Origin of the sequence: Variovorax sp., from assembly GCF_965279555.1 — a bacterium.
In the GTDB taxonomy this organism is placed as follows: domain Bacteria; phylum Pseudomonadota; class Gammaproteobacteria; order Burkholderiales; family Burkholderiaceae_C; genus Variovorax.
In genome coordinates this window covers 1,414,003-1,434,055 of the sequence record NZ_OZ257247.1, presented here as the reverse complement: position 1 = coordinate 1,434,055, position 20,053 = coordinate 1,414,003, and the positions used below count along the sequence as shown (strand labels likewise).

21 protein-coding genes are annotated in these 20,053 nt (G+C 67.5%); 5 read left to right on the top strand and 16 right to left on the bottom strand.

Translation table 11 applies throughout. From position 1 onward, the window contains the following. Positions 1 to 8: 8 nt before the first annotated feature. Positions 9 to 1,061 carry an NAD(P)H-dependent flavin oxidoreductase gene (locus tag ACQY8B_RS06995; protein WP_422086030.1) on the bottom strand — a complete coding sequence of 351 codons (1,053 nt, stop codon included), beginning with the start codon at positions 1,059 to 1,061 and terminating at the stop codon, positions 9 to 11. Between the two features lie 104 nt (positions 1,062 to 1,165). Here ACQY8B_RS06995 and ACQY8B_RS06990 point away from each other — a divergent pair, with 104 nt between their 5' ends. Continuing rightward, positions 1,166 to 2,128: a hypothetical protein gene (locus ACQY8B_RS06990; RefSeq protein WP_422086029.1), complete on the top strand. Its 963-nt coding sequence runs from the start codon at positions 1,166 to 1,168 to the stop codon at positions 2,126 to 2,128. Between the two features lie 42 nt (positions 2,129 to 2,170). Here ACQY8B_RS06990 and ACQY8B_RS06985 read toward each other — a convergent pair whose 3' ends face one another. After that, positions 2,171 to 3,472 (bottom strand): UDP-N-acetylglucosamine 1-carboxyvinyltransferase, encoded by a 1,302-nt coding sequence (locus tag ACQY8B_RS06985; protein ID WP_422086028.1) that lies wholly within the window; start codon positions 3,470 to 3,472, stop codon positions 2,171 to 2,173. A gap of 261 nt (positions 3,473 to 3,733) precedes the next feature. Between ACQY8B_RS06985 and ACQY8B_RS06980 the strand changes: the two genes are divergently transcribed. Next, positions 3,734 to 4,147, top strand: coding sequence for a GFA family protein (locus ACQY8B_RS06980; RefSeq protein WP_422086027.1), 414 nt, complete (start codon positions 3,734 to 3,736; stop codon positions 4,145 to 4,147). A 48-nt stretch (positions 4,148 to 4,195) separates the two neighbouring features. Here the strand turns inward: ACQY8B_RS06980 and ACQY8B_RS06975 are convergent, their stop codons facing one another. From ACQY8B_RS06975 to ACQY8B_RS06960, 4 genes are read right to left on the bottom strand one after another with little or no spacing between them, the layout of a single operon-like run. Then, positions 4,196 to 4,630, bottom strand: a complete 435-nt coding sequence (locus ACQY8B_RS06975) for a gamma-glutamylcyclotransferase family protein (protein ID WP_422086026.1) — start codon at positions 4,628 to 4,630, stop codon at positions 4,196 to 4,198. Continuing rightward, positions 4,627 to 5,370 carry a tRNA-uridine aminocarboxypropyltransferase gene (locus ACQY8B_RS06970; protein ID WP_422086025.1) on the bottom strand — a complete coding sequence of 248 codons (744 nt, stop codon included), beginning with the start codon at positions 5,368 to 5,370 and terminating at the stop codon, positions 4,627 to 4,629. Before ACQY8B_RS06970 ends, ACQY8B_RS06975 begins: the two co-directional genes overlap by 4 nt. Before the next feature lie 29 nt (positions 5,371 to 5,399). Then, a complete protein-coding gene (locus ACQY8B_RS06965) occupies positions 5,400 to 6,089 on the bottom strand; it encodes a class I SAM-dependent methyltransferase (RefSeq protein ID WP_422086024.1) in 690 nt (229 codons plus the stop codon). A 22-nt stretch (positions 6,090 to 6,111) separates the two neighbouring features. Further along, a complete protein-coding gene (locus ACQY8B_RS06960) occupies positions 6,112 to 6,447 on the bottom strand; it encodes a hypothetical protein (protein ID WP_422086023.1) in 336 nt (111 codons plus the stop codon). Positions 6,448 to 6,802: 355 nt separating this feature from the next. Here ACQY8B_RS06960 and ACQY8B_RS06955 point away from each other — a divergent pair, with 355 nt between their 5' ends. From ACQY8B_RS06955 to ACQY8B_RS06945, 3 genes are all read left to right on the top strand, one after another. Then, positions 6,803 to 7,321: a GNAT family N-acetyltransferase gene (locus ACQY8B_RS06955; RefSeq protein WP_422086022.1), complete on the top strand. Its 519-nt coding sequence runs from the start codon at positions 6,803 to 6,805 to the stop codon at positions 7,319 to 7,321. A gap of 191 nt (positions 7,322 to 7,512) precedes the next feature. Beyond that, a complete protein-coding gene (gene arr / locus ACQY8B_RS06950; protein WP_422086021.1) occupies positions 7,513 to 7,908 on the top strand; it encodes an NAD(+)--rifampin ADP-ribosyltransferase in 396 nt (131 codons plus the stop codon). A 28-nt stretch (positions 7,909 to 7,936) separates the two neighbouring features. Further along, positions 7,937 to 8,548 (top strand): DUF6630 family protein, encoded by a 612-nt coding sequence (locus ACQY8B_RS06945; RefSeq protein WP_422086020.1) that lies wholly within the window; start codon positions 7,937 to 7,939, stop codon positions 8,546 to 8,548. A 107-nt stretch (positions 8,549 to 8,655) separates the two neighbouring features. Here the strand turns inward: ACQY8B_RS06945 and ACQY8B_RS06940 are convergent, their stop codons facing one another. The 10 genes from ACQY8B_RS06940 to pcaB form a co-directional block, all read right to left on the bottom strand. Beyond that, the gene (locus ACQY8B_RS06940) at positions 8,656 to 9,867 is read right to left on the bottom strand and encodes a DUF1501 domain-containing protein (protein ID WP_422086019.1); all 1,212 of its coding nucleotides are present in this window, start codon (positions 9,865 to 9,867) and stop codon (positions 8,656 to 8,658) included. Positions 9,868 to 10,007: 140 nt separating this feature from the next. Further along, a complete protein-coding gene (locus ACQY8B_RS06935) occupies positions 10,008 to 11,600 on the bottom strand; it encodes a DUF1800 domain-containing protein (protein WP_422086018.1) in 1,593 nt (530 codons plus the stop codon). A 5-nt stretch (positions 11,601 to 11,605) separates the two neighbouring features. Beyond that, positions 11,606 to 12,085 carry a hypothetical protein gene (locus ACQY8B_RS06930; RefSeq protein WP_422086017.1) on the bottom strand — a complete coding sequence of 160 codons (480 nt, stop codon included), beginning with the start codon at positions 12,083 to 12,085 and terminating at the stop codon, positions 11,606 to 11,608. 123 nt (positions 12,086 to 12,208) lie between these two features. Then, positions 12,209 to 12,895 (bottom strand): DsbA family oxidoreductase, encoded by a 687-nt coding sequence (locus ACQY8B_RS06925; RefSeq protein WP_422086016.1) that lies wholly within the window; start codon positions 12,893 to 12,895, stop codon positions 12,209 to 12,211. A 72-nt stretch (positions 12,896 to 12,967) separates the two neighbouring features. Continuing rightward, positions 12,968 to 14,377, bottom strand: coding sequence for an MFS transporter (locus ACQY8B_RS06920; protein WP_422086015.1), 1,410 nt, complete (start codon positions 14,375 to 14,377; stop codon positions 12,968 to 12,970). Positions 14,378 to 14,410: 33 nt separating this feature from the next. After that, complete coding sequence (locus ACQY8B_RS06915) at positions 14,411 to 16,291, bottom strand: bifunctional sugar phosphate isomerase/epimerase/4-hydroxyphenylpyruvate dioxygenase family protein (RefSeq protein ID WP_422086014.1); 1,881 nt, start codon at positions 16,289 to 16,291, stop codon at positions 14,411 to 14,413. A 133-nt stretch (positions 16,292 to 16,424) separates the two neighbouring features. Then, entirely contained in the window at positions 16,425 to 17,189 is a 765-nt protein-coding gene (locus tag ACQY8B_RS06910) for an alpha/beta fold hydrolase (protein ID WP_422086013.1), read from the bottom strand. Beyond that, positions 17,186 to 18,406, bottom strand: coding sequence for a multidrug effflux MFS transporter (locus ACQY8B_RS06905; RefSeq protein WP_422086012.1), 1,221 nt, complete (start codon positions 18,404 to 18,406; stop codon positions 17,186 to 17,188). The genes ACQY8B_RS06910 and ACQY8B_RS06905 overlap by 4 nt, the downstream gene beginning before the upstream one ends. After that, positions 18,403 to 18,837: a carboxymuconolactone decarboxylase family protein gene (locus ACQY8B_RS06900; protein WP_422086011.1), complete on the bottom strand. Its 435-nt coding sequence runs from the start codon at positions 18,835 to 18,837 to the stop codon at positions 18,403 to 18,405. The genes ACQY8B_RS06905 and ACQY8B_RS06900 overlap by 4 nt, the downstream gene beginning before the upstream one ends. Then, positions 18,834 to 20,045, bottom strand: coding sequence for a 3-carboxy-cis,cis-muconate cycloisomerase (gene pcaB, locus ACQY8B_RS06895; protein ID WP_422086010.1), 1,212 nt, complete (start codon positions 20,043 to 20,045; stop codon positions 18,834 to 18,836). The genes ACQY8B_RS06900 and pcaB overlap by 4 nt, the downstream gene beginning before the upstream one ends. Positions 20,046 to 20,053: the final 8 nt, after the last annotated feature.

Sequence of the window (20,053 nt, the reverse complement as noted above, 5' to 3'; positions counted from 1 at the left end):
AGCGGTGCTTATCGGATTGCCTGAAAGCCGCGTGCCAGTTCGCGCGTGAGTTCGGCCGCCGGCACCTCGCGGCAGCCGGTCGCGTTCTGGCCCGACCACAGCGGAGAAAAATCGCCGCTGCCCTTTGCCTCGGCCTTGGCACGAAGCGGCGCAATGCCCGAGGTGGCCAGCGGGAACTCCGGCGCCGCCGCGCCGATGGGACCCAGGTCGCGCATCACGCGGTTCACGATGCCGCGCGCGGGCCGGCCGGTGAAGAGATTGGTCAGCGCCGTATGGCGCGCGGCTTCGCTCTTGAGCGCGGCGCGGTGCAGCGCGCTGGTGGTCGCCTCGTTCGTCAGCATGTAGGCAGTGCCGATCTGCACGCCTGCCGCGCCCAGCGCCATCGCGGCGGCCACGCCGTTCGCATCGGCGATGCCGCCGGCCGCGATCACCGGCAGCTTGACGGCCCGCACCAACTGCGGCAGCAGCACGAAGGTGCCGAGCTGCTTCGTCAGGTCATGCGACAGGAAGTGCCCGCGATGCCCGCCGGCCTCCAGGCCCTGGGCAATGACCGCATCCGCGCCTCGCGCCTCGAGCCACAGCGCCTCGTCGAGCGTGGTGGCCGAAGCCAGCACCTTCGCGCCCCAGCCGCGCACCCGGGCCAGCAGCGCCTCGGACGGCAGCCCGAAATGAAAGCTCACCACCGGGGGGCGGAACTCGGCGATCAGGTCGGCCACATCCGCGCTGAACGGGTTGCGCCCCGGCCCGGCGGGAATGCTCGCGGCGTCGATGCCGTGCTCCGCGTAGTACGGCGCCAGGGCTGCGCGCCATGCGGCTTCGCGCTCGGCGCTCGGCTCCGGCGGGGTGTGGCAGAAGAAATTGACGTTGAAAGGCCTGTTCGTGCCCGCGCGAATGGCCGTGAGCTCGCTGCGCATGACGTCGGGGCTCAGCATGGCGCCCGGAAGCGAACCGAGCCCGCCCGCGTTGCTGACCGCGATCGCCATCGCGCTGCCTTGCACGCCGGCCATGGGCGCCTGGATGAGAGGGAGTTCGGTGCCGAGGATCTGCTGCAGCGTCGTCATTCGAAATGCGTCCTGGAGTGTCGGGGAGCGGCCATTGTCCGGTCTGCGGGGAAGTGACGGCGGCGGCGGGGTCATCCGCACGCGGCTTCGGCACAATCGCGGGCATGCACATCCCCAGTTCCGACAGGCCGCGAGCCGCCCTGGCCAAGGTGGCCGTTGTTGCCGCGCTCCTCGCGCTGGCCGGCTGCTCCCAGGAAGACAGCAGCAACACCGCCGCTGACGTTCCGGCCGCAACCGAGGAAGCACTGGCACCGGCCGCCGAGCTCTCCGCGCCGGCTTTTTCGGCCACCCTGAAGCGCGGCGACCTGATGCCGCTGGTCTTTCCCGGCTGGGAAGACAAGGACAAGGCCCGCGTCGGCACCGTGGCGCTACCCGACATCGGCAACGACGGCAAGCCCGTGCCCGACAGCGAAGGCGAGCAGCAGGCCGACGTGTCGCCGCGCGAGGTGGTGCGCCTGGACGACACCCACGCCGTGATGCTGACCGAGACCGTGCCGCTGGACGACCAGGGCCAGCCCACGAACGCCCATGTGGCCGGCGCCTGGATCGGCGCCTACTTCTTCGAACAGGGCAACGACGGCTGGGCGCTGTCCAAGCGCAACGACGCGGTCGGCTATCAGGGCTTCATGGGCAGCATCGGCAAGACCGCCATCGAGCGCATCGCGCCGCAGCACTTCGTGCTCACCGCCACCAGCGGCAGCTGCTGGCAGGGCTACTGCGGCAGCTGGCTTTCGGTCTACGAACTGGGCACGAGCGAGGTGCGCCAGATGGTCGACGGCATTCCGCTGTCGGCGAGCAACGGCGGCGCCGACGAAGCCTGCGAGCAGGTGCTGGCCAACGAAAGCCCCGAGACACCACCGCGCGGCAGCTGCTTCGAGGTCGAAGGCTCGGCGCAATTCGCGCTCGGCACCGACGACGAGCCTGGCGAGATGCGCCTGGTGTTCAGCGGCACGCGCACCTCCGGTGCCGGCGCGCGCGCCGAGTCGGTCGACAGCACCGTGGTGTACGCCTACCGAAAGGGCAGCTACGTGCCGGGCAGCGGGCGCAACCCGGTGCCGTCGTTCTGAGGCACGGACTGCCGCTGGCAGCCCGCCTGGCCTCAATTCGCTTTATTCCTCGCTGGTCCACTCCACCTGCACGCCCAGGCTGCGCAGGTTTTCCACGAAGCGCGGGTGCGCGCGGCGGATCGGCGTGGCGTTGCGAATTTCCGAGCGGCCTTCGATGCTCGCCGCCACCATGAACAGCGCGATCGCCACTCGAATGATGTAGGGGCTCTCGACCACCGCAGGCGTCAGCGGATTGCCGCCGAAAGTAATGAGCCGGTGCGGGTCCGAAGAGAACACATGCGCGCCGAACTTCGACAGCTCGCCGGTCCAGCCCAGCGCGCCGTCGTACACCTTGTTCCAGAACATCGCGTTGCCCTGGGCGCGCACGCCCAGCGCAATGAAGATCGGCAGCAGGTCGACCGGAAAGTACGGCCAAGGCGCCGCCTCCACCTTGGTCAGCACGTTGCTCGTGAACGGTGTCTGCACCTTCAGCGGACCGCTGCGCAGCGCGCGCGACCAGCCGTCTTCATGCACGATCTGCACGCCGAACTTGGCGAAGGTGCGGTCCAGCAGCGGAAAGTTCTCAGGCGCGCTGTTGCGCACCACCACGTCGCCGCCGGTAATGGCGCCGAGCGCGAGGAAGGTGGTGATCTCGTGGAAGTCTTCGTCGAAGCGGAACTCCCCACCCTTGAGAGTGCCGCCGCCATGCACCGTGAGCCGCGAAGTGCCCATGCCGTCGATGCGCACGCCGATCATGGCCATGAAGCGGCAGAACTCCTGCACGTGCGGCTCCGACGCTGCGTTGGTCAGCGTCGACGTGCCGCCCGCGGCGGCCGCGCACAGCACGAAGTTCTCGGTGGTCGTGACCGAGGCGTAGTCCAGCCAGTGGTCGGTGGGCGTCAGCCGGCTCTTGCTGTAAACCAGCAGCGAGCCCTCGGTGCGCTCCACTTCGCCGCCGAAGCGCTGGAACACCTCCACATGCGGATCGATCTCGCGCACGCCCAGCGTGCAGCCCTTCACGTTGTCTTCCAGCCGCGCCACGCCAAAGCGCGCGAGCAGCGGCGGCACCAGCATGATCGAAGAGCGCATTTCCTCGGGCAGGCGGTGCAGCGAGGCGTCGAAGGTGGTCTCGCGGTGATGCAGTTCGAGCGTGCCCGTCTCGTGGTCCATGCGAACGTCGCTGCCCAGGGTGCGGAAAATCTCCAGGATCTTGCGCACGTCGGTGATGTCGGGCACCCCGTGCAGCCGCAGCGGCTCCCAGGTGAGCAAGGTGGCACAAAGCACCGGCAGTACGGCGTTCTTGTTGGCGGAGGGGGTGATGCGGCCACGCAGCGGCGTACCGCCGTGCACGATGAGGTTGGACATGAAGAGGAAGAAACGGGGGAGCGGGAGGCGGAGGGAAATGGCGCGTAAACAATTCGCGCCCGGAGGTCAGCACTTTACCGTCTGAAAGCGGCATGAACGGCGCTGAAGTTGTAAGAACTTCAAAGCAGGAGCCGCTGAATTGACAATCCTTTCGCGTTACATCTGCCGATTTGCCAGCCGACTCACGACGAACTTGTTACTCCCCCGCAGCCGCCCTGCCCGGCTAGATTGGTTGCCTCCCGCTTCGAAAGGACAAACCAGATGACCCATGCCTACACCGGCGGCTGCGCTTGCGGCGCCATCCGCTATGGAATTGCGACCGAACCCGTCTTCCAGAACCACTGCCAGTGCCGCGACTGCCAGCGCAAGAGCGGCACGGGGCACGGCTCGTACCTCACCTTTGTGCGCGGCGGCGTGAAGCACAGCGGCAACGCCACGCTGTGGGACATGGTCGGCGACAGCGGCAACGTCAAGACACGCGCGTTCTGCCCGACCTGCGGCTCGCCCGTGTACATGACCTTTGCGGCCATGCCCGACATCTTCACGGTGCATGCGGCGAGTCTGGATGATCCGGGGCGGTACAAGCCGCAGGTCGTCACGTATGCCGTGCGGGGGTATGAATGGGATTTTCTGGACCCGGGGTTGCAGAAGTTCGAGAAGATGCCACCGATGTGAGGAGGTCCGGGTGACAGCGCGCGCCGGATTGCCGAACCGGTTCCGCTGTCAGCCTGCCGAGGCACGCGAACGGTAGAGCCCGGCATGCGCCATCGTGTACTCCCCCAACGGCCCCGCCTTCACATCCGCCACACGGAAGTGCTCCGGCGCCTTGACGTACGCCTGCACCGAGAGCTCCGAGCGCGATTCACCATCGACCCGCTGGACGGCAATCGAAACGCGGCGATAGCCATCAGCCTCGGTCACTCTTTCAAGCACGTCCATCGCATCCAGCGCCGCCTGATCGACCTCGAAGACTTGCCCGACCACCCGCTCGCCCTCGCCTGCCGAAAACACAAGCCACGGAGAGAAGCGCTCGCCGATCAGGTACAGCGGATATCGCTCCACCGTAGAGAACTCCCCCGCGACACGCTTGCCGCGATTGGTCGCGAAGTTTGGGAAGCCCTCTTTAAGGGTGCCGAAGACGAAGACAAGGTGGGTCATGAGAAGGAAACCGGGTGGGTCGTTTGCGGGCCGCGCGCTTCGCGCAGCCGCCGATGCGCGTCGCCATCCCATGCAATCGGCTGCTGGTTCTTCGCGCGCAGGTAGTGGTGCGTGAACACGGCGAGGTAAGCCTCCAGCGTCTGTTCGACGGCATGCTCGCCTGCCAGGCTCATGCACATGGCGGCCACCTCGCTGGTGCAGAAGTGATCCTCACGGCCGGAGTTGCGCAGCTTGTATTGCGTGATCTGCTCCGGCTGCAGGCTCAGCACAGGCAGCCGGTCGAGGTACGGGCTCCTGCGGAACATCTTTCGCGCCTCGGCCCAGGTGGCATCGAACAGGATGAAGAGCGGGCGCTTGCCGCCGTCGGCATGGGCTGGCTGCACCGCGGTCACCACCCGCTCCGGCGCGGCGTACTGGCCCGGGAACACCACGCAAGGCTGCCATTGCGGATCGGCCAGCAGGGCAAGCAGAGCGGGATCGACCTCGGTGCGCGCCCAGCCGAAAGCGAAGGTGTCGGCCACCACGTCGGCGATGAGCCAACCGGTGTTGGTCGGCTTGAGCGGTTCGATGTCGGCCATGAGCAGGCACACGCCCGCGCGCGTTGGCACTGACGGGCGCAGGGCGCACATGCAATGGCTGGGCCTCAGCCTGCAGCCCGCGCAGCGCTCGCTCTTGAAGCCGCCGCTCGCAAGAAAGGGCTCGGCGCTTCGCGCAAGGCGCGCGGCGCGAAGAAGGGACACGGCGTGAGGCGGCAGGCCCGCGAAGTTCGTCACGCGTAGGCGACCCAGCCCCTGAACGTGAAGCCCACGTAGAAAAGCCTCACGTCGTTGAAGCCGGCTTCGCGCAGGATGGCTTCGTCCTGTGATGGCGAGAGGATCGTCAGCTCTTTCTCGACCTTTTCTCGCGTGGCGGCCGCCTGTCGCGGCTCGGAACCCGATGAGACGAGGAAAGCCGCGTAGCGCTTCATCCACATGTCGCGCTCGCCCTCGCCGTCGTCCACGCTGAGATGGGCAACGACGAAGGGCGCACCCGGCTTCAGGCGGCGGTGGATTTCCCTTGCCGTGGGCAAGCGCTGCTCAGGCGGCACGAAGTGAAAGGTCAGCAGGCATGTGGCGCCGTCGAAAGGGCCGGCGGGGGCGTCATGCACATAGCCTTCGTGCAAGGCCATCCGCGACATCAGCGGGCCCAGCCGGCTCGCCGCGAGTTCGAGCATCGGGGCGCTGGGGTCGACGCCGTCGATCGTCCATCCGGGGTTGGCGAGCGCCAGGTCTTCCATCTCGAGGCCGCCACCGGCGCCCACCACCAGCACCCGGCCTTGCGCGGGAACGCGCTCGCCGAGCAGGATGCGCGTCATGGGCAGGATGCCGCTGTAGCCGGGCACGTTCCGCTTCGGGCCTTCGGCGTATTTGGCGACTACGTCGGAACTGCTGAATGCGCTGTGGGGTGTGCTGCTGGTCATCCGAAGATGATGGCACAGGCGCTCAGGGCGTCAGGGCGTCGCACTGGCTTTCGATGCGGGCATGAAGCAGGCTCAGCGACACCGAGAGCAATCGCTGCAAAGCGCCGCGCTGGCAGGCATCGAAGAGCGGCGCGGGGTCTGTGGCGGACAAGTCGGCATCGCGTCGGTCTTCGTCCCAGGCGAGCAATTGGGCCAACGTGCATGCGCCCTGGACCACGTCGCGCGCGTCGTTGAGAAATGCGGCCTGGATTTGTTGGTGGGGGTCGAGCCGCTCGGCCTCGATCCATTCGAAGGGCTTGAACTGGGCGGCGGGACGGTGCGGTGCGCAAGGGCAACCGGGGTTTGAAGCAACGGGCATAAGCCCTCCAAGGATGTCGATTTGCAGAAACCGACGCACCCGCTGCTAAACGAGGGCGGCAGCTCGAACGGGTTAGCAGACCGGGACATCCTTGCGGAAACCGGCAGGGCGCAAGCCCTCCCGTCCGAGCCGCCTAAATAAGGAAGCGCGAACGAAAAAGCCGCAGGCCATGTGCGGTAACTGCGGCTTTCGTCGCAGGATGTCAGCGGGCTGCTAAACCCGGCCCCGCTCATCACGAGGCGCAGGCAATGTAAGCGGTCTTTGGAAAGCCCGTCAAGCCGAGGGGCGAAAACCGAGTTCTGCTGGATGAAGGGCGCCTGTTCGGTCGGGCAAGATGTCGCCAATTCCTCAGACCTTGCCCACACCCGAAATGCCACAGCCTGTCTATCTTCGGCCACCTGAGTCGTCCGACGAGCGCGAGTTCTTGGCGTCGGTCAAGAAGAGCGGCGACCTTCACAGTCCTTGGACCTCGCCACCATCCACGCCTGAAAATTTTCGGGCTTACATGGAAAAAATGTCCACGCCGGAAAACGCGGCATTTCTTGTTTGCCGGCATGCCGACGATTGCCTTGTGGGCGTCTTCAACATCACCAATATCGTCAGGGGCGCATTCCAAAGTGGCTACCTCGGCTACTACGTCTTCGCCGGTCACGAGAGACAAGGCCTGATGCGAAAGGGGTTGGAAGAGGTGGTTCGATTTGCTTTCCAAGACCTCAAGTTGCATCGACTGGAGGCCAACATCCAGCCGACCAATGTCGCATCGATCGCGCTTGTGAAAGCCTGCGGTTTCATGCAGGAAGGGTATTCACCTCGCTACTTGAACATCAACGGACGTTGGTGCGATCACGAGCGATGGGCGATCCTCGATGCTTAGTCATCACGACGGGCAGAATTCGGCCAGGATCCGTGCGCTGCCGCCCGAGGTCTGGGCTCAGGGACCGCGGCCTGGCTCTGGTTCAAGCCCCATCTTTAAGCGATGGCGGCGAAGCGAATAGCGCTGTGCGCTGGCTGACACTGAGGCCTTAAACTGCGCGGCCTTCAAGTTGTGCAGAGGAGCAACCCGCAATGGCTTTCTTGCAAACCGGCCCTTACTTCCACGGCACGCGGGCAGACCTCCGGGTGGGCGACCTGCTCACCGCAGGCTTCTGCTCGAACTACGACGAGCGCGTCGTCATGAACCACATCTACTTCACCGCGTGGCCAAAGGGCGCGGGGCTGGCCGCGGAAATGGCGAAGGGCGACGGCCGTGGCCGTGTCTACATCGTCGAACCCACTGGCGCCTTCGAAGACGACCCCAATGTCACCGACAAGAAGTTTCCCGGCAATCCCACGCGCTCGTACCGCAGCCGAGAGCCGCTGCGGATCGTCGGTGAACTGCAGACCTGGGAGCTCTTCGACGCGGAGTACATACTGCAACTCAAGGAACGCGTGCGCGTCGGCATGGGAGAGATCATCAACTGAATCCCGCCGACCATAGACAGGAAGCTCAATGCTCAAATATTTAGCCGGACTATTTCGTCGCAATGCCGAACCGAAGCCTGATCAATTTTCATCGGCTCCTCTCGCGGTGAACACGGTCGCAGGTGGCGCTAAAGAAGCGCCCGCCCCTGCGCGAAGAGAAGCCTTGAGGCGTTTCACGCGCGTGGCGACTGCACACCTGGATGAAGCTGAAAGGCGTCGCCTCATGGAGGTGATGCTTGCCAGCTTCGACAGGTATGGCAACTCATCGGAAGCGTTCGAGGAGGTCGCCCTCGGCAAAGAGGGTCAAGCGGCCGGGCAATGGTTTGTCATCCAATGCGATTGGAAGGCGTCCGAGGAAGTGGAGTGGCAGGTCTCGGAGGTTGCGACCGGTTTCGGTATTCCTGAGCCATGGAGCTGGGGCGTAGGCGATGAAAAGGCCAGAACCGTGCCTGGCGGCCTGTGCGAGGTTGCGAAGTGGGCCGCCCCACTGGGTTTCGAGATGCTCCACATTGACGTCGGCAGCGACACCTACTTCGCCATTTTGATCAAGCGGAACGACGCGGAAGGCGCATGCCAAGCCGCAGCTTCTGCTGGATTGAAAGTGCTCAGAACACCCGAGTTCGAGCTGTCTCATGCGTAAGCGACGCGGCCGATGATCAACCTGCGCATCGACGGCTGGTGTCTTTTCAAGTCCCAATACGGGCTTCGAGCTAAACGGCGACGGTAGCGGGCCTGCGCGGACAGCGCTCAAACCAGCCGCAAATCCTTAGACGCCACCCCATCGAACACCTTCGCCAATTGCGCCGGCGACAGCCCATACATCCGCTTGAACAGCCCGCCGAACACCGCCCGGTACTCATTGAGCACCGGATAGTCCCGGTTCTGGAACAGCGTGGCCTGCGTCAGCGCCTGCTGCTCGCCCACGATTTGCCCGCCGGCCTGCGCCGACAGCCCGCCGCCAAGCACCCAGTACACGGTCCCGTGCCCATGGTCCGTCCCCCGGTTGCCGTTCTCGCGGAAGGTGCGGCCGAATTCGCTGATGACCACCACCACGGTCTGGCGCCATGCGTCGTCGCCCATCTCCTGCGCGAAGCCGGCCACGCCGCGGCCCAGTTCCTCGAAGCGGTTGGCGAGGTAGCCGGTGGCGGCGCCCTGCCCCACGTGGGTATCCCAGCCGCCGACATCGACGAAGCCGAGGTCGAAGCGGTCGCGCATCAGCAGCGCCATGCGGCGCGCGACCAGCTCGAAGCCCTTGGCGGTCATGGCGTTGCGGCTGGCGGCGTCCATCTCGGCCTGCACCGCGCGCATCACCTCGTCGCGCACCTGGAAGCCTTCGGCCACGGGCTGGGCCAGCGAGGTGTTGCGGTACATGTTCGCGATGACCTGGCTCTGCCGCGCGTCGAGGCCCGAGCGCGCGTTGCCCGCGAGCGCCATGTTGGCGGCCTTGGCGTTGCCGCGCAGCGAGATCGGCAACTGGTCGGTGAAGGCGATGGGAGACACGTCGGTAACGGGTCCCGCGCCGAGCACGCCGGCCAGCCGGTTGAGGAAACCCGAGCGGTAGTCGCGGCGCTTGTCGAGTGCCTGCCCCAGTTCGATGGAGTCTTGCGTCTCGAAGTGGCTGCGCGTGAGGTCGTCGGTGCCCGCGAAGGCGATGAACGACGCCTGCTTCTGCTGGAACATCGGCATCACGCTCTGCGCGAGCGCGGGGTGCAGGCCCCAGTTGCCGTCGAGCGGCAGCGCGCCGTTGGGCGTGCCGGGGCGCGGGATGGCGATGTTGGGGCGCGAGGCGTAGTAGAAGTCGCTGCTGGTGGGCACCAGCAGGTTGCTGCAGTCGTAGGCGCCGCGCAGGAACACGACCAGCAGCTTGGCGCCTTCGGCCGCGGGCGCGGCCATGAGCTGCCCTGCGGCGCCTGCGAAGGGGGCGGCGGCCATGAGCTTCAGGAGTTCTCGACGTTGCATGACGTTTTGTCCTTTCTTTTGCCTTGCTCCTTCCCCCTCTGGGGGAAAGTCGGGATGGGGGCAGGCAGAGCGCCCGGTGGATGCGCCGCTTGCCCCCACCCCGCCCTCCCCCAGCGGGGGAGGGAGAAATACCGAATACCTCAGCGGCGCATCAGCTCCGGCGACGCCAGCAGGAAGGTATTCCACTCCTGCGGGTTCTTCGCCTGCGCCAGCGCCTCGCGCGTGTCCGCGCTCAGTCCGGCCTGCATCGCACGCACAGCGCGCGACTCGGCCAGTTGCGGAAATGCGGGCTTCTCCAGCGGCGCCTTGTCGTCCGCCCTGAACAGCACCGCGCCGTTCGCGCCGATGGCCCGGGCGATCTCGAAGCGCGTGTTCATCTGCCCGGCACTCGCCCAGGCCACCTCGTTGAGCGGATAGCCGTCGGGCGTCTCGTGGCCGTACAGCGGCTCGCCCATGCGATTGATCCAGTTGAGCATCGGGTTGACGTTCAATGCCACGCGGTCGTCGTACGCGAGCCGCACGCCGGCGATCACGTAGTGCACCGGGTCGCGGAACTTGCGGCCCAGCGACGCGGTGAACTCGGGCGACTCGAACATCGCCTTCAGCGTGACGGCGATGTCGCCGTCGCTGCGCGTGAAGGCGGCGGCCATGCGCTCGACCAGCGCCTGCGGCGGATCGTCCGACACGAAGTACACGGCCAGCTTGCGCGAGATGAAGCGCGCGGTGGCCGGCGCGCTCGCCAGGCGGTCGAGCGCCTCGTCGGCCTCGGCCAGGCCGTGGCTCTTGATCGGCTGGCCCAGCAGTGTCTTCGGCCCGTAGTCATGCCGGTTCGGGTTGAACTCGAACAGGCCCTTGCGCACGTAGTCCGCGCGCACCGCGGGGCGGATGTTCGGCGGCGGCGCATCGAGCGGTGCACTGGTAACGCCCACGCCGGTGAGCACGCGTGCCAGTTCCTGCACGTCGCCCTGCGAATAGCCGCTGCCCACGCCCAGCGTGTGCAGCTCCATCAGCTCGCGCGCGTAGTTCTCGTTGATGCGGTTGGCGGCGTTCTGCGCGTTGTCGAGGTAGCGCAGCATCGCGGGGTGATGCAGCGTGGCGCCGAGCAGGTCGCGGAACTTGCCGAGCGCATGCGGGCGGATGGCGTTCTCTTCGTAGTCGCCGACCATCGCGCGGATGTTGTCCTTGCGCAGGTTGACGTTGAAGTGGTTCATCCAGAACCAGGTCATCTGCTCCTGCAGCTGGTTCGGCGAGTAGAGCGCGCGCAGCAGGAAGCGCGTCTGCGCCTCGCGCGCCAGCTGGTTGAGCTGTTGCTGATAAGCCTGACGCGCGGCCTTCTTCTGGTCTTCGTCGGGCAGCGCGTCGGCCGCCTTGCGCTGTGCTTCCAGCCCGATGACGAGCTGGTCGAGCGGCGTGTGCGAGATGGCCATCGCGTCGATCTGCGCCTGTGCCGCGGGCGGCAGCGGCGCGGGGCGCGGATTGAGCTGGTCGCGCATCCACAGCGCGAGGCCGCGTTGCGCCAGATGGGCGTCGCTGCTGGCGTTGGCGCCCCAACTCACGCGGTCGAGCCAGCGCAGGCGCGTGGCGTCATTGACCTGCGTGGAGGGCAGCGACAGCGACACCAGCGGCCGCTGGCTGCCAGGCGTGCTCGCGCAGGCCGCAAGCAGCGCCAGCACGCAGGCACCGAGCGCCAACGATGCGCGGCGCAGCGGCACATTTCCACCGGGGGTGGCCACCGCCCTCACTCCCTGCGCATGTCGTGGTGGCGCACGTCGCCGATGGCGTGCTGAGCGGCATTGAGCGCCACGTCGACATGCGCCAGGCCGCGTTGCTGGAACGGGCGCGAGCGCGGATCGTCTTCTTCGCGCGCCACGTCGGAGCGCACCTTGCGCAGCAGGTCGATTGCCGCATGCAGGCGGCCTTCGCGCGGCAGCCATGCGTCGGTGGGCTCGCGCCATTCGACGGGCTTGCCGTCGAGCCATGCGGCGTGCTGCAGGTCGCCGATGGCGGCATGGATCTCATCGAGCACCACCATCTCGTCGCGCGAGACCTGGCCGTCCTCGGGGCGGCGGTGGTCCACCTGCCAGGCCGCGGTGCGCAGGTCGGACAAGGCATGGAGGTAGAAAGGATGCCTGCCGTATTCGTCGGCCAGTGCCGGCAGGGAAGCCGCTGCCACGAGCGTGAACGTGGCGAGTGCGGTGATTAGGCTTTTCTTCTTCATCTTCGGAGCTCCTGATGGTGACAGTGATTGGAGATGTTCTCCTCAACCACTGCGGCCTGCCCCGCGTTGACGCTCTTTACCCTCGTAACGCCGCGCAAAGCCGGCGCCTAAGCGCCAGCTAAGTCAGGCTGTCGACAGGCTGGCCGGTGCAGCGCCGGCAATCTGGCGCAGCGCGCGCTCGAACACTTCGACGGGCTGGCCGCCCGAGATCAGGTGCTGGTCATTGATGATGATCGCGGGCACCGAGTGGATGCCGGCATCGGTGTACATGCGCTCTCGTTCGCGGGTTTCCTTCGCGAACTCGTCACTGTTCAGGATCTCGCGGGCACGGGCCGCATCGAGCCCGGCTTCGGTGGCGGCGCGCACCAGCACTTCGGGGTCCGACGGGTTCTGGCTGTCGGTGAAGTAGGCCTTCAGCAGCAGCTTCTTCAGCGCCGCCTGCCTGGCCGGGCTTTCCAGCTCGGCCCAATGCAGCAGGCGGTGGGCATTGAAGGTGTTGTACACGCGCGGACGGCCTTCGGGGCTGAACTCGAAGCCGACGGCGGCGCCGCGCTGGCGGATCATTTCGCGCGACTGCGCCTGCTGCTCAAGCGTGGAACCGTACTTCTGGTTGAGGTGCTCGAAGGTGTCCTGGCCTTCGGGCGGCATCTGCGGGTTCAGCTCGAAGGGCTGGAAATGCAGTTCCGCGGTGACGTCCGGCGCCACCTTCCTGAGCGCCGCCTCGAGCGAACTCAGGCCAACGGCGCACCAGGGGCAAGACACATCGGAGACGAAGTCGATCTTGAGGTGGGAGGAAGAAGATGTGGTCATGGCGCCATTCTTCACGGCGCCACAACCCTTGGCAGGCGAAAGGTCTTCAGCCTCCCGGTGCGTGCCCCGGCCTCAGGCGGCAGCCTTGGCCAGGCGTGCTTCCTGCAGCGTCTTCTCGCGCATGCGGTCGTACTCCTGCTTGTCGACCGGCACCGCATCGGGCTTGCCCAGGTCGTTCATGCGGACGCGGTAGGTTTCCCGTGCGCTCAGTGCCGCGAGGGCCGCGAGCACGGTCACCGCGAAGGTGATGGCGCCCACGGTGAACCACACGTTGGTCGAGCCCGGAGGCGCCACGGCGGCGAACAGCGCGGGCAGCAGCGCGGTGAAGGTGGTGCCGATGTTCTGCGAGATGGCCATGGCCGAGACGCGGTTGCGGGTGCGGAACAGTTCCGGGTAGAAGCTCGGGAAGGTAGCGTTGTAGCCCTGGTACACGATGCCCCACATCAGCAGCGACATGGCGATGGCCAGCGGCACGTTGCGGATGCTGATGGCATACAGGTACACGAAGGAAAGCAGCCCCGAGAGCAGCGCGCCGACGATGATCGGCGGGCGGCGGCCGATGCGGTCCGACAGGTTGCCCACGAACGGGATCACGATCACGGCAAGGATGTTGCCGAGCACTGGAATCCACAGGTACACGTCCTTCTGGAAGCCGATGCCGTAGGCGGCCTGCACGGCATAGGCCGCGCCGAACACCGTGGCCACCACCGGAATCACGTTCATCAGCGCCATGCACACCACGCGCAGCATGTCGGCCCAGCTGTCGGTGAAGGCCTGGACGATCGGCGCCTTGGCCACTTCGCCTTTCTTGTCGACTTCGGCGAAGGCCGGCGTCTCGTCGACCTCGCGGCGGATGATGTAGCCCGCCACGATCACCAGGAAGCTCAGCAGGAACGGAATGCGCCAGCCCCACGAGTTGAAGGCGTCTTCAGGCATGTAGTGCGCCAGCGGCAGGAACACGGCGGCCGCCAGGATCTGGCCGGCCTGCACGCCCTGCAGCGTGAAGCTCGCGAAGAAGCCTCGGCGCCCGAACGGCGCGTGCTCCAGGATCATCGAGCTGGCGCCCGAGATCTCGCCCGCCACCGCAAAACCCTGCACCAGGCGCAGCAGCACCAGCAGCACGGGAGCCAGCAGGCCGACTTGGTCGTAGGTCGGCAGCAGGCCGACGGCCACGGTGGAGAAGCCCATCAGGAACATGCAAAGCACCAGCACCTGCTTGCGCCCGTGCGTGTCGCCCCAGTGGCCGAGCACGAAGGCGCCGATGGGGCGCGCGACATAGCCCACGCCGTAGGTTGCGAGGGACGCGACGATGGCCGTCGTCGCGTCGCCCTTGGGAAAGAAGATCTGCGGAAAGATCAACGCCGCGGCCGTGGCGTAGATGAAGAAGTCGTAATACTCCAGCGCCGAGCCGATCCACCCGCTTGCGGCGGCCTTCCTCGACTGATGCCTGCCTTGCGGCTCATGGGCTGTGTTGCTTGCCATGTGTGTGTCTCCAGTGTTGACAAAAAAACCGAATCAATCCTGCGCCTGGGAAGCCATGCGCGCCGGTGCATTGAGGGCACCGTAGGCGTCGTAGTTGCCCACGCGCTGTGCGACCTCGAAGAACAGTCCCCCCTCGAAACTCTCTGTGTAGATGTGCAGGTAGTCGCCGGCCGCCGAGCGGTCGAACAGTACGCCCGCCTCCCGCATGCGCGCCAGCAGTTCGGGCGCCAGGTCGATGCGCGTGGAGAGGTCGTCGTAGTAGTTGTCGGAGATGGGCACGAAGCGCGTGCCGTTGGCGCGCAGCTTCGCGGCGGTGTCGAAGATGTCCTGGCAGCTCAGCGCGATGTGGTGCACCGCGCCGCCGCCGGTCACGCTCAGCGTGCGCGCGGTGCGGGTGCGCTGGCTCAGCGACACGTTGAGCACCAGGCGCAGGCTGCGGTCGGCGTTGGCGACGCCGCGGCTGCGGATGAGGCCGAAGGGGTCGGCCAGCTCCAGGCTCTCGCCCGGCTCCAGGCCGAGCACGGCGCGCGTGAACAGCACCCAGGTATCGAGCTGGTCGACCGCCAGGCCCAGCGCCACGTGGTCGATGCGCTGCAGGCCGGCGTCGGATTCGTCGGGGCCGCCGTCTTCGAGGATGAAATCGGCCTCGTACAGGCCGTTGGCGCCCAGCGCCTCGGGCACGAAGTGGATGAGGTTGCCGCCGGGCGCGACGACCGCCGGCACGCGCAGCTCGTTGGGGCCGACCGGGCTGTCGTGCCGCTGCGAGCGCATGGCCGTGGCCCGGCCCACGGCTGCCAGCGGATCGGCGCAGCGCACGCCCAGCGCGCAGACCGAGGTGCCGTGCGCATCGAAACGGCTGCGCGCGAAGGAATCGGGCTGGGCATTGACGATCAGGTTGACCTCGCCCTGGCGATACAGCGTGACGGCCTTCGAACGGTGCCTGCCCACGCGGCGAAAACCCAGTTGCTTCACCAGCGAGGCCAGCGTGAGGGCCGAGGCCTCGTCGGCCGCGAACTCGATGAACGACAGGCCCGACAGCGCCGGCACCGGCGGCGGGTTGAACAGCTCCACGCGCTGCGGCTGCACAGGCGCGGCGGCCATGCGCTGGCGTGCTTCGCTTTCGAGGTAGAGCAGCGAGCGCATCGCGTCCACCGCGGTGCGGCGGTTCGGCGTCTCGCGGAAGATGTCGTTGAAGATCTCCAGCGACAGCGGCCCGGTGTAGCCCGCGCGCAGCACCTGCGTGAAGAAGCCGACCACGTCGAAGTCGCCCTGCCCCGGGAACGAGCGGTGGTGGCGCGCCCACTGGAGCACGTCCATGGACAGCAGCGGCGCATCGGCCATCTGCAGGAAGAAGATTTTTTCGCCGGGGATGTCGGCGATGCCCGCCGGATCGTCCTTCAGCGACAGCGTGTGGAAGCTGTCGAGGATCAGGCCCAGGTGCGCGTGGTTCGCCTGCCTGACGATGTTCCAGGCCTGCCCGTACAGCGAGGTATGGCGGCCCCAGGCCAGCGCCTCGAAGCCCACGCGCAGGTTGCGGCGCGCGGCGCGCTCGGCCAGCTCGTGCAGCTGGGCGGCGGCCAGCTCCGGGTCGTTCAAGGCCAGCGGCGAGGTGTTGGAGCAGCACAGCACCAGCGGCGCGCCCATGGCTTCCATCAGGTCGAACTTGCGCTCGGCGCGCTCCAGGCTGCGGCGGAACTGCGGCTCGGGCATGCCTTCGAAGTCGCGGAACGGCTGGTACAGGTCGATCGACAGGCCCAGGTCGGCCGTGATGCGGCGCAGCTCGGCGGCGGTGCCCTTGAAGTTGATGAAGTCGGCCTCGAACAGCTCGATGCCGTCGAAACCCGCGGCTGCGACGGCTTCGAGCTTCTGGCGGAGCGTGCCGCTGAGCGAGACGGTGGCGATGGAGCGATGCATGGGGTGGACTTTAGAAACACCCGGCCACCGCCACAATCTATTCAGAGGCCTTTTGATCGATCATCGATCACATGCGTCCATTATTCGCACGAAATACGGGATACACCTAGGCCAACGGTGTAGCGCCCAGCCCTCAAAGACTGCGCCAGAAATCGATCAGCAGCTGTGCGAACTCCACCGGCCGCTCCGCGGCGCTGACGTGCGCGGCGTCGATGGTGGCCAGTTGCGCATGCGGAATCGCGCCGGCAATGGCCTGCGACATGGCCATGGGCGTGGCCTCGTCGCGCAGGCCGCCGATCACCAGCGTGGGCACGGCGATGCGGTGGTTGCTCTCGCGGAAGTCGATGGCGGCCACGGCATTGCAGCTCGCGATGTAGGCCTGCGGGTCGGTGCGCACGAGCACGTCGTGCAGCGCCTTGGCGGCGGCCGCGCCCTCGGGTGTGGTCACGAAGTCGGGCGTGAGCCAGCGCGACACCGCGCCGGGCGCGATGGCGGCCACGCCCTGTGCATTGACCGTCTCGGCGCGCGCGCGCCACGGGGCCTGGTCGGGGTAGTGCGCGGACGAGTTGGCGATCACCACGGTCTTCAGCAGCTCGGGGTGGCGCACGGCCAGCGCCTGCGCGGTCATGCCGCCCATCGACAGGCCGACGAAATGCACCGGCTCGCCGCCCGCCTCGCGCCGGATGAGCTCGGCGGCGTCTTCCGCCAGTGTCTCGATGCGCAAGGGGCCCGGCACCACTTCGGAGGCGCCGTGGTTGCGGTGGTCGTAGCGGATCACGGTGTGGGCCCGCGCGAGCTGCGCGGCCACGCCGTCCCACATGGTCAGGTCGCAGCCGAGCGCATGGCTGAGCACGACGATCGGGCCGTCGCCTTCGCGAACGACATTCAAACGGGTCATGGTGTGGTTTCCTTTGTCGGATGTTGAAGACGTGGCAGCCAGAAGAACGCGATGGCCATCAGCGAAATGCCGGCCAGAAGCATGGGCACGACCATCGGCCAGGCGCCGTAGGTGTAGTCGGTATCGACGAAGCGCGCTGCCAGCTGCCCCACGCAGAACGCGACCATCATCATGCCGAAGCCGGACCACGACACGGCCCGGCCCGCCAGGTGCGGCAGATCGCCCACCGCGCCCGCCTGCCCGCAGGGCTGGTGGATGCCGTGGCCGAGGCAGTACACCGCGTGGCCCGCCAGCAGCGGCACCGCGCTGAGCGGCATCAGCCAGCAGCCGAGCGCCTGGATCACCGCGCCCGTGATGCTGAGCGAGGCGCCCAGCCGCACGGTGCGCACCGGCCCATGGCGCCGCAGCAGCGTGCGGCACATGGTGGTGCTGAAGATGTAGACCAGCGAGCCGCCGGCGGGGATCCAGCCGTACCACGCAGGCGACCAGCCCAGGTAGCCGATGTAGACCATCGGCGACAGCAGCAGGAAGCAGAAGAGCCCGCCGTAGGTCGACGCGGCCACCGAGGCCCAGGCGCGGAAAGAGCGGCTCGCGAACACGGTGCGGGTGCTGCCGCGCGGCGCGGAGAGGCCGCCCTCGCCCATCGGTTTGCGCGTTTCGGCGAACGAATGCCAGCACATCGCGAACAGCACCGAGGCATAGACCGCCATCGCCACCATCACCCAGCGCCAGCCCGCGCCCTGCACCAGCCATGCGCCGAGCAGCGGCGCCAGCAGCCCCACCACGCCCAGCCCGGTGAGGCCGCGCGCCATGACGTGCGGCCCTTCGTGGGCCGGGTACAGGTCGCGCACCGCGGCACGCGAGCACACGAGGATCGCGGCCATCGAAAAGCCCTGCAACGCGCGCCAGCCCGCGAGCAGCACCACGCTGCCGGCGAACGCCCCGCCCAGTGCCGCGAGCACGTAGCAGCCGAGCCCCGTCAGCAGCACCGGCCGCCGGCCGAAGCGATCGGCCAAGGGGCCGCACAGCAATTGCGCAAAGCCGAAAGCCAGCACGAACAGCGTGAGGCTGGTGCTGGCGGAGCCGAGCTCCTTGGCGATGGCGGGCAGCGCCGGCAGGTAGCTGTCGGTTGCCACGGGCTGCGCCGCCAGCAGAAGCGGCAGCAACAGCGCGAAGCTGACGTCGAACCGGCCCTTGCGGGCGACCGGCGCGCTCACTGCGCGGCGGTCGCGGGCGTGGCGGGCAGCAGGCCCTTCTCGCGCAGGATGCCGGTCGCGATGCCGAAGGCGTGGTTGGCCACCGGCACACCGCAGTAGATGGCGGCCATCATGATCACTTCCTTGATGTCTTCGGGCGTGAGGCGCGACTCGGGCGGGCCGTCGAGCGCGGCGCGCACGTGCATGGCGAATTCTTCATACGCATGGATGCCCAGCATCATCGACAGCACCATGTAGCGGCGCGTCTTGTCGCCCAGCGCGGGGCGGCCCCAGATGTCGTTCCACGCATGGCGCGTGATGAGTTCCTGGAACTCGGCGTTGAAGCCGTTGCGGTTGGCGAGCGACTTGTCGACCCATGCATCGCCGAGCACGCGGCGGCGGTTGACGAGTCCGGCTTCGTAGTCGCTGGCGGGCGTTTCGGGGGCGGTCATTGCGGGAGTTCCTTGTCTGTGAGCCGGGCCTGCATCGCCTTCACTTCGGCGAGGGCAGTCTGTCCGGCATTGATGGCGAGCGCAGGGTCGAACCATTCGTCGGCCGCGTCGCGCGGGAGTTCGGCGCGCAGCCGGTCGATGTTGGCGCGCATGCGCGCGGCATCGACCTGCAGGCCCGGCAGCGCGCCGGCCATGGCGCGCACGCTGCCGTGCGCCGACATCAGCAGTTGCGGCCATTCGGCCAGCTCGGCCTGCCAGGCGCCGAGCGCGCGTTCGTGCTGTTGCGGCATGGCGCCTAGCAAGGCGGCTACGCGCTGCGGCGCGCGGTGCGCGGCGGCGATGGCCACCATCGACGCCACCGGGTTGCGCTTGTGCGGCATGGCCGACGAGCCGCCCCGGCCGGGTTCGCTGGGCTCGGAGACTTCGGCTACTTCGTACTGGCCGAGCAGCGCGATGTCGACCGCGATCTTGCCGAGGCTGCCGGTCATGAGGCCCAGCTCGCAGCCGAGCGCCACCCATTCGTCGCGCTGCGTGTGCCACGTCGCGCCGGGGTCGCCCAGGCCCAGTTCCTTGGCCATGCGCTGGCGCACGGCCGCGCCCTGCCCCTTCATCTGCGCGAGCGTGCCGACGGCGCCGCCGAGCTGCAATTGCAGCGCGTGCTTCGCGGCCTCGCGCAGGCGCAGGCGGCTGCGTACCAGCGGCGCGGCCCAGCCGGCGCATTTGAAGCCGAAGCTGGTGACGGAAGCCGGCTGCATCAGCGTGCGCGCGAGCATGGGTGTCTCTGCGTGCTGCGTGGCCAGTCGCAGCAAGGCATCGGCCGCCTTGGCCAGGTCGGCCTCGACGAGCGCGACCGCCTCGCGCGTGACCAGCGCCATCGCGCTGTCGATCACGTCCTGGCTGGTGCTGCCGAAATGCACATACGGTGCGGCCTCGGCGTTGAAAAGGCTCACGGCCTCGCGCAGCGCCTTGACCAGCGGAATGGCGACGCTGCCCGCGCGGCCGCTCTCGCGCACGATCTTGGCAACGTCGAACAGCTCGACCTTGCAGCTGCTCACGATGGAGTGCGCGGCACTCTCGGGAATCAGCCCCTCGGCGGCCTGGGCGCGCGCCAGCGCCGCCTCGAAACGCAGCATGGCGTCGACGAACGCGCGGTCGCTGAAGGCGCCCAGCGTTTCGGATGTGGAGAGAAAACCTTCAAAGATGCTCATGCGGTGAC

What these genes read in the sequence shown, in the direction of transcription:
- ACQY8B_RS06995 (WP_422086030.1), bottom strand. Translation starts at nt 1,061, where the DNA reads ATGACGACGCTGCAGCAGATCCTCGGCACCGAACTCCCTCTCATCCAG.
- ACQY8B_RS06990 (WP_422086029.1), top strand. Translation starts at nt 1,166, where the DNA reads ATGCACATCCCCAGTTCCGACAGGCCGCGAGCCGCCCTGGCCAAGGTG.
- ACQY8B_RS06985 (WP_422086028.1), bottom strand. Translation starts at nt 3,472, where the DNA reads ATGTCCAACCTCATCGTGCACGGCGGTACGCCGCTGCGTGGCCGCATC.
- ACQY8B_RS06980 (WP_422086027.1), top strand. Translation starts at nt 3,734, where the DNA reads ATGACCCATGCCTACACCGGCGGCTGCGCTTGCGGCGCCATCCGCTAT.
- ACQY8B_RS06975 (WP_422086026.1), bottom strand. Translation starts at nt 4,630, where the DNA reads ATGACCCACCTTGTCTTCGTCTTCGGCACCCTTAAAGAGGGCTTCCCA.
- ACQY8B_RS06965 (WP_422086024.1), bottom strand. Translation starts at nt 6,089, where the DNA reads ATGACCAGCAGCACACCCCACAGCGCATTCAGCAGTTCCGACGTAGTC.
- ACQY8B_RS06960 (WP_422086023.1), bottom strand. Translation starts at nt 6,447, where the DNA reads ATGCCCGTTGCTTCAAACCCCGGTTGCCCTTGCGCACCGCACCGTCCC.
- arr (WP_422086021.1), top strand. Translation starts at nt 7,513, where the DNA reads ATGGCTTTCTTGCAAACCGGCCCTTACTTCCACGGCACGCGGGCAGAC.
- ACQY8B_RS06945 (WP_422086020.1), top strand. Translation starts at nt 7,937, where the DNA reads ATGCTCAAATATTTAGCCGGACTATTTCGTCGCAATGCCGAACCGAAG.
- ACQY8B_RS06940 (WP_422086019.1), bottom strand. Translation starts at nt 9,867, where the DNA reads ATGCAACGTCGAGAACTCCTGAAGCTCATGGCCGCCGCCCCCTTCGCA.
- ACQY8B_RS06930 (WP_422086017.1), bottom strand. Translation starts at nt 12,085, where the DNA reads ATGAAGAAGAAAAGCCTAATCACCGCACTCGCCACGTTCACGCTCGTG.
- ACQY8B_RS06925 (WP_422086016.1), bottom strand. Translation starts at nt 12,895, where the DNA reads ATGACCACATCTTCTTCCTCCCACCTCAAGATCGACTTCGTCTCCGAT.
- ACQY8B_RS06920 (WP_422086015.1), bottom strand. Translation starts at nt 14,377, where the DNA reads ATGGCAAGCAACACAGCCCATGAGCCGCAAGGCAGGCATCAGTCGAGG.
- ACQY8B_RS06915 (WP_422086014.1), bottom strand. Translation starts at nt 16,291, where the DNA reads ATGCATCGCTCCATCGCCACCGTCTCGCTCAGCGGCACGCTCCGCCAG.
- ACQY8B_RS06910 (WP_422086013.1), bottom strand. Translation starts at nt 17,189, where the DNA reads ATGACCCGTTTGAATGTCGTTCGCGAAGGCGACGGCCCGATCGTCGTG.
- ACQY8B_RS06900 (WP_422086011.1), bottom strand. Translation starts at nt 18,837, where the DNA reads ATGACCGCCCCCGAAACGCCCGCCAGCGACTACGAAGCCGGACTCGTC.
- pcaB (WP_422086010.1), bottom strand. Translation starts at nt 20,045, where the DNA reads ATGAGCATCTTTGAAGGTTTTCTCTCCACATCCGAAACGCTGGGCGCC.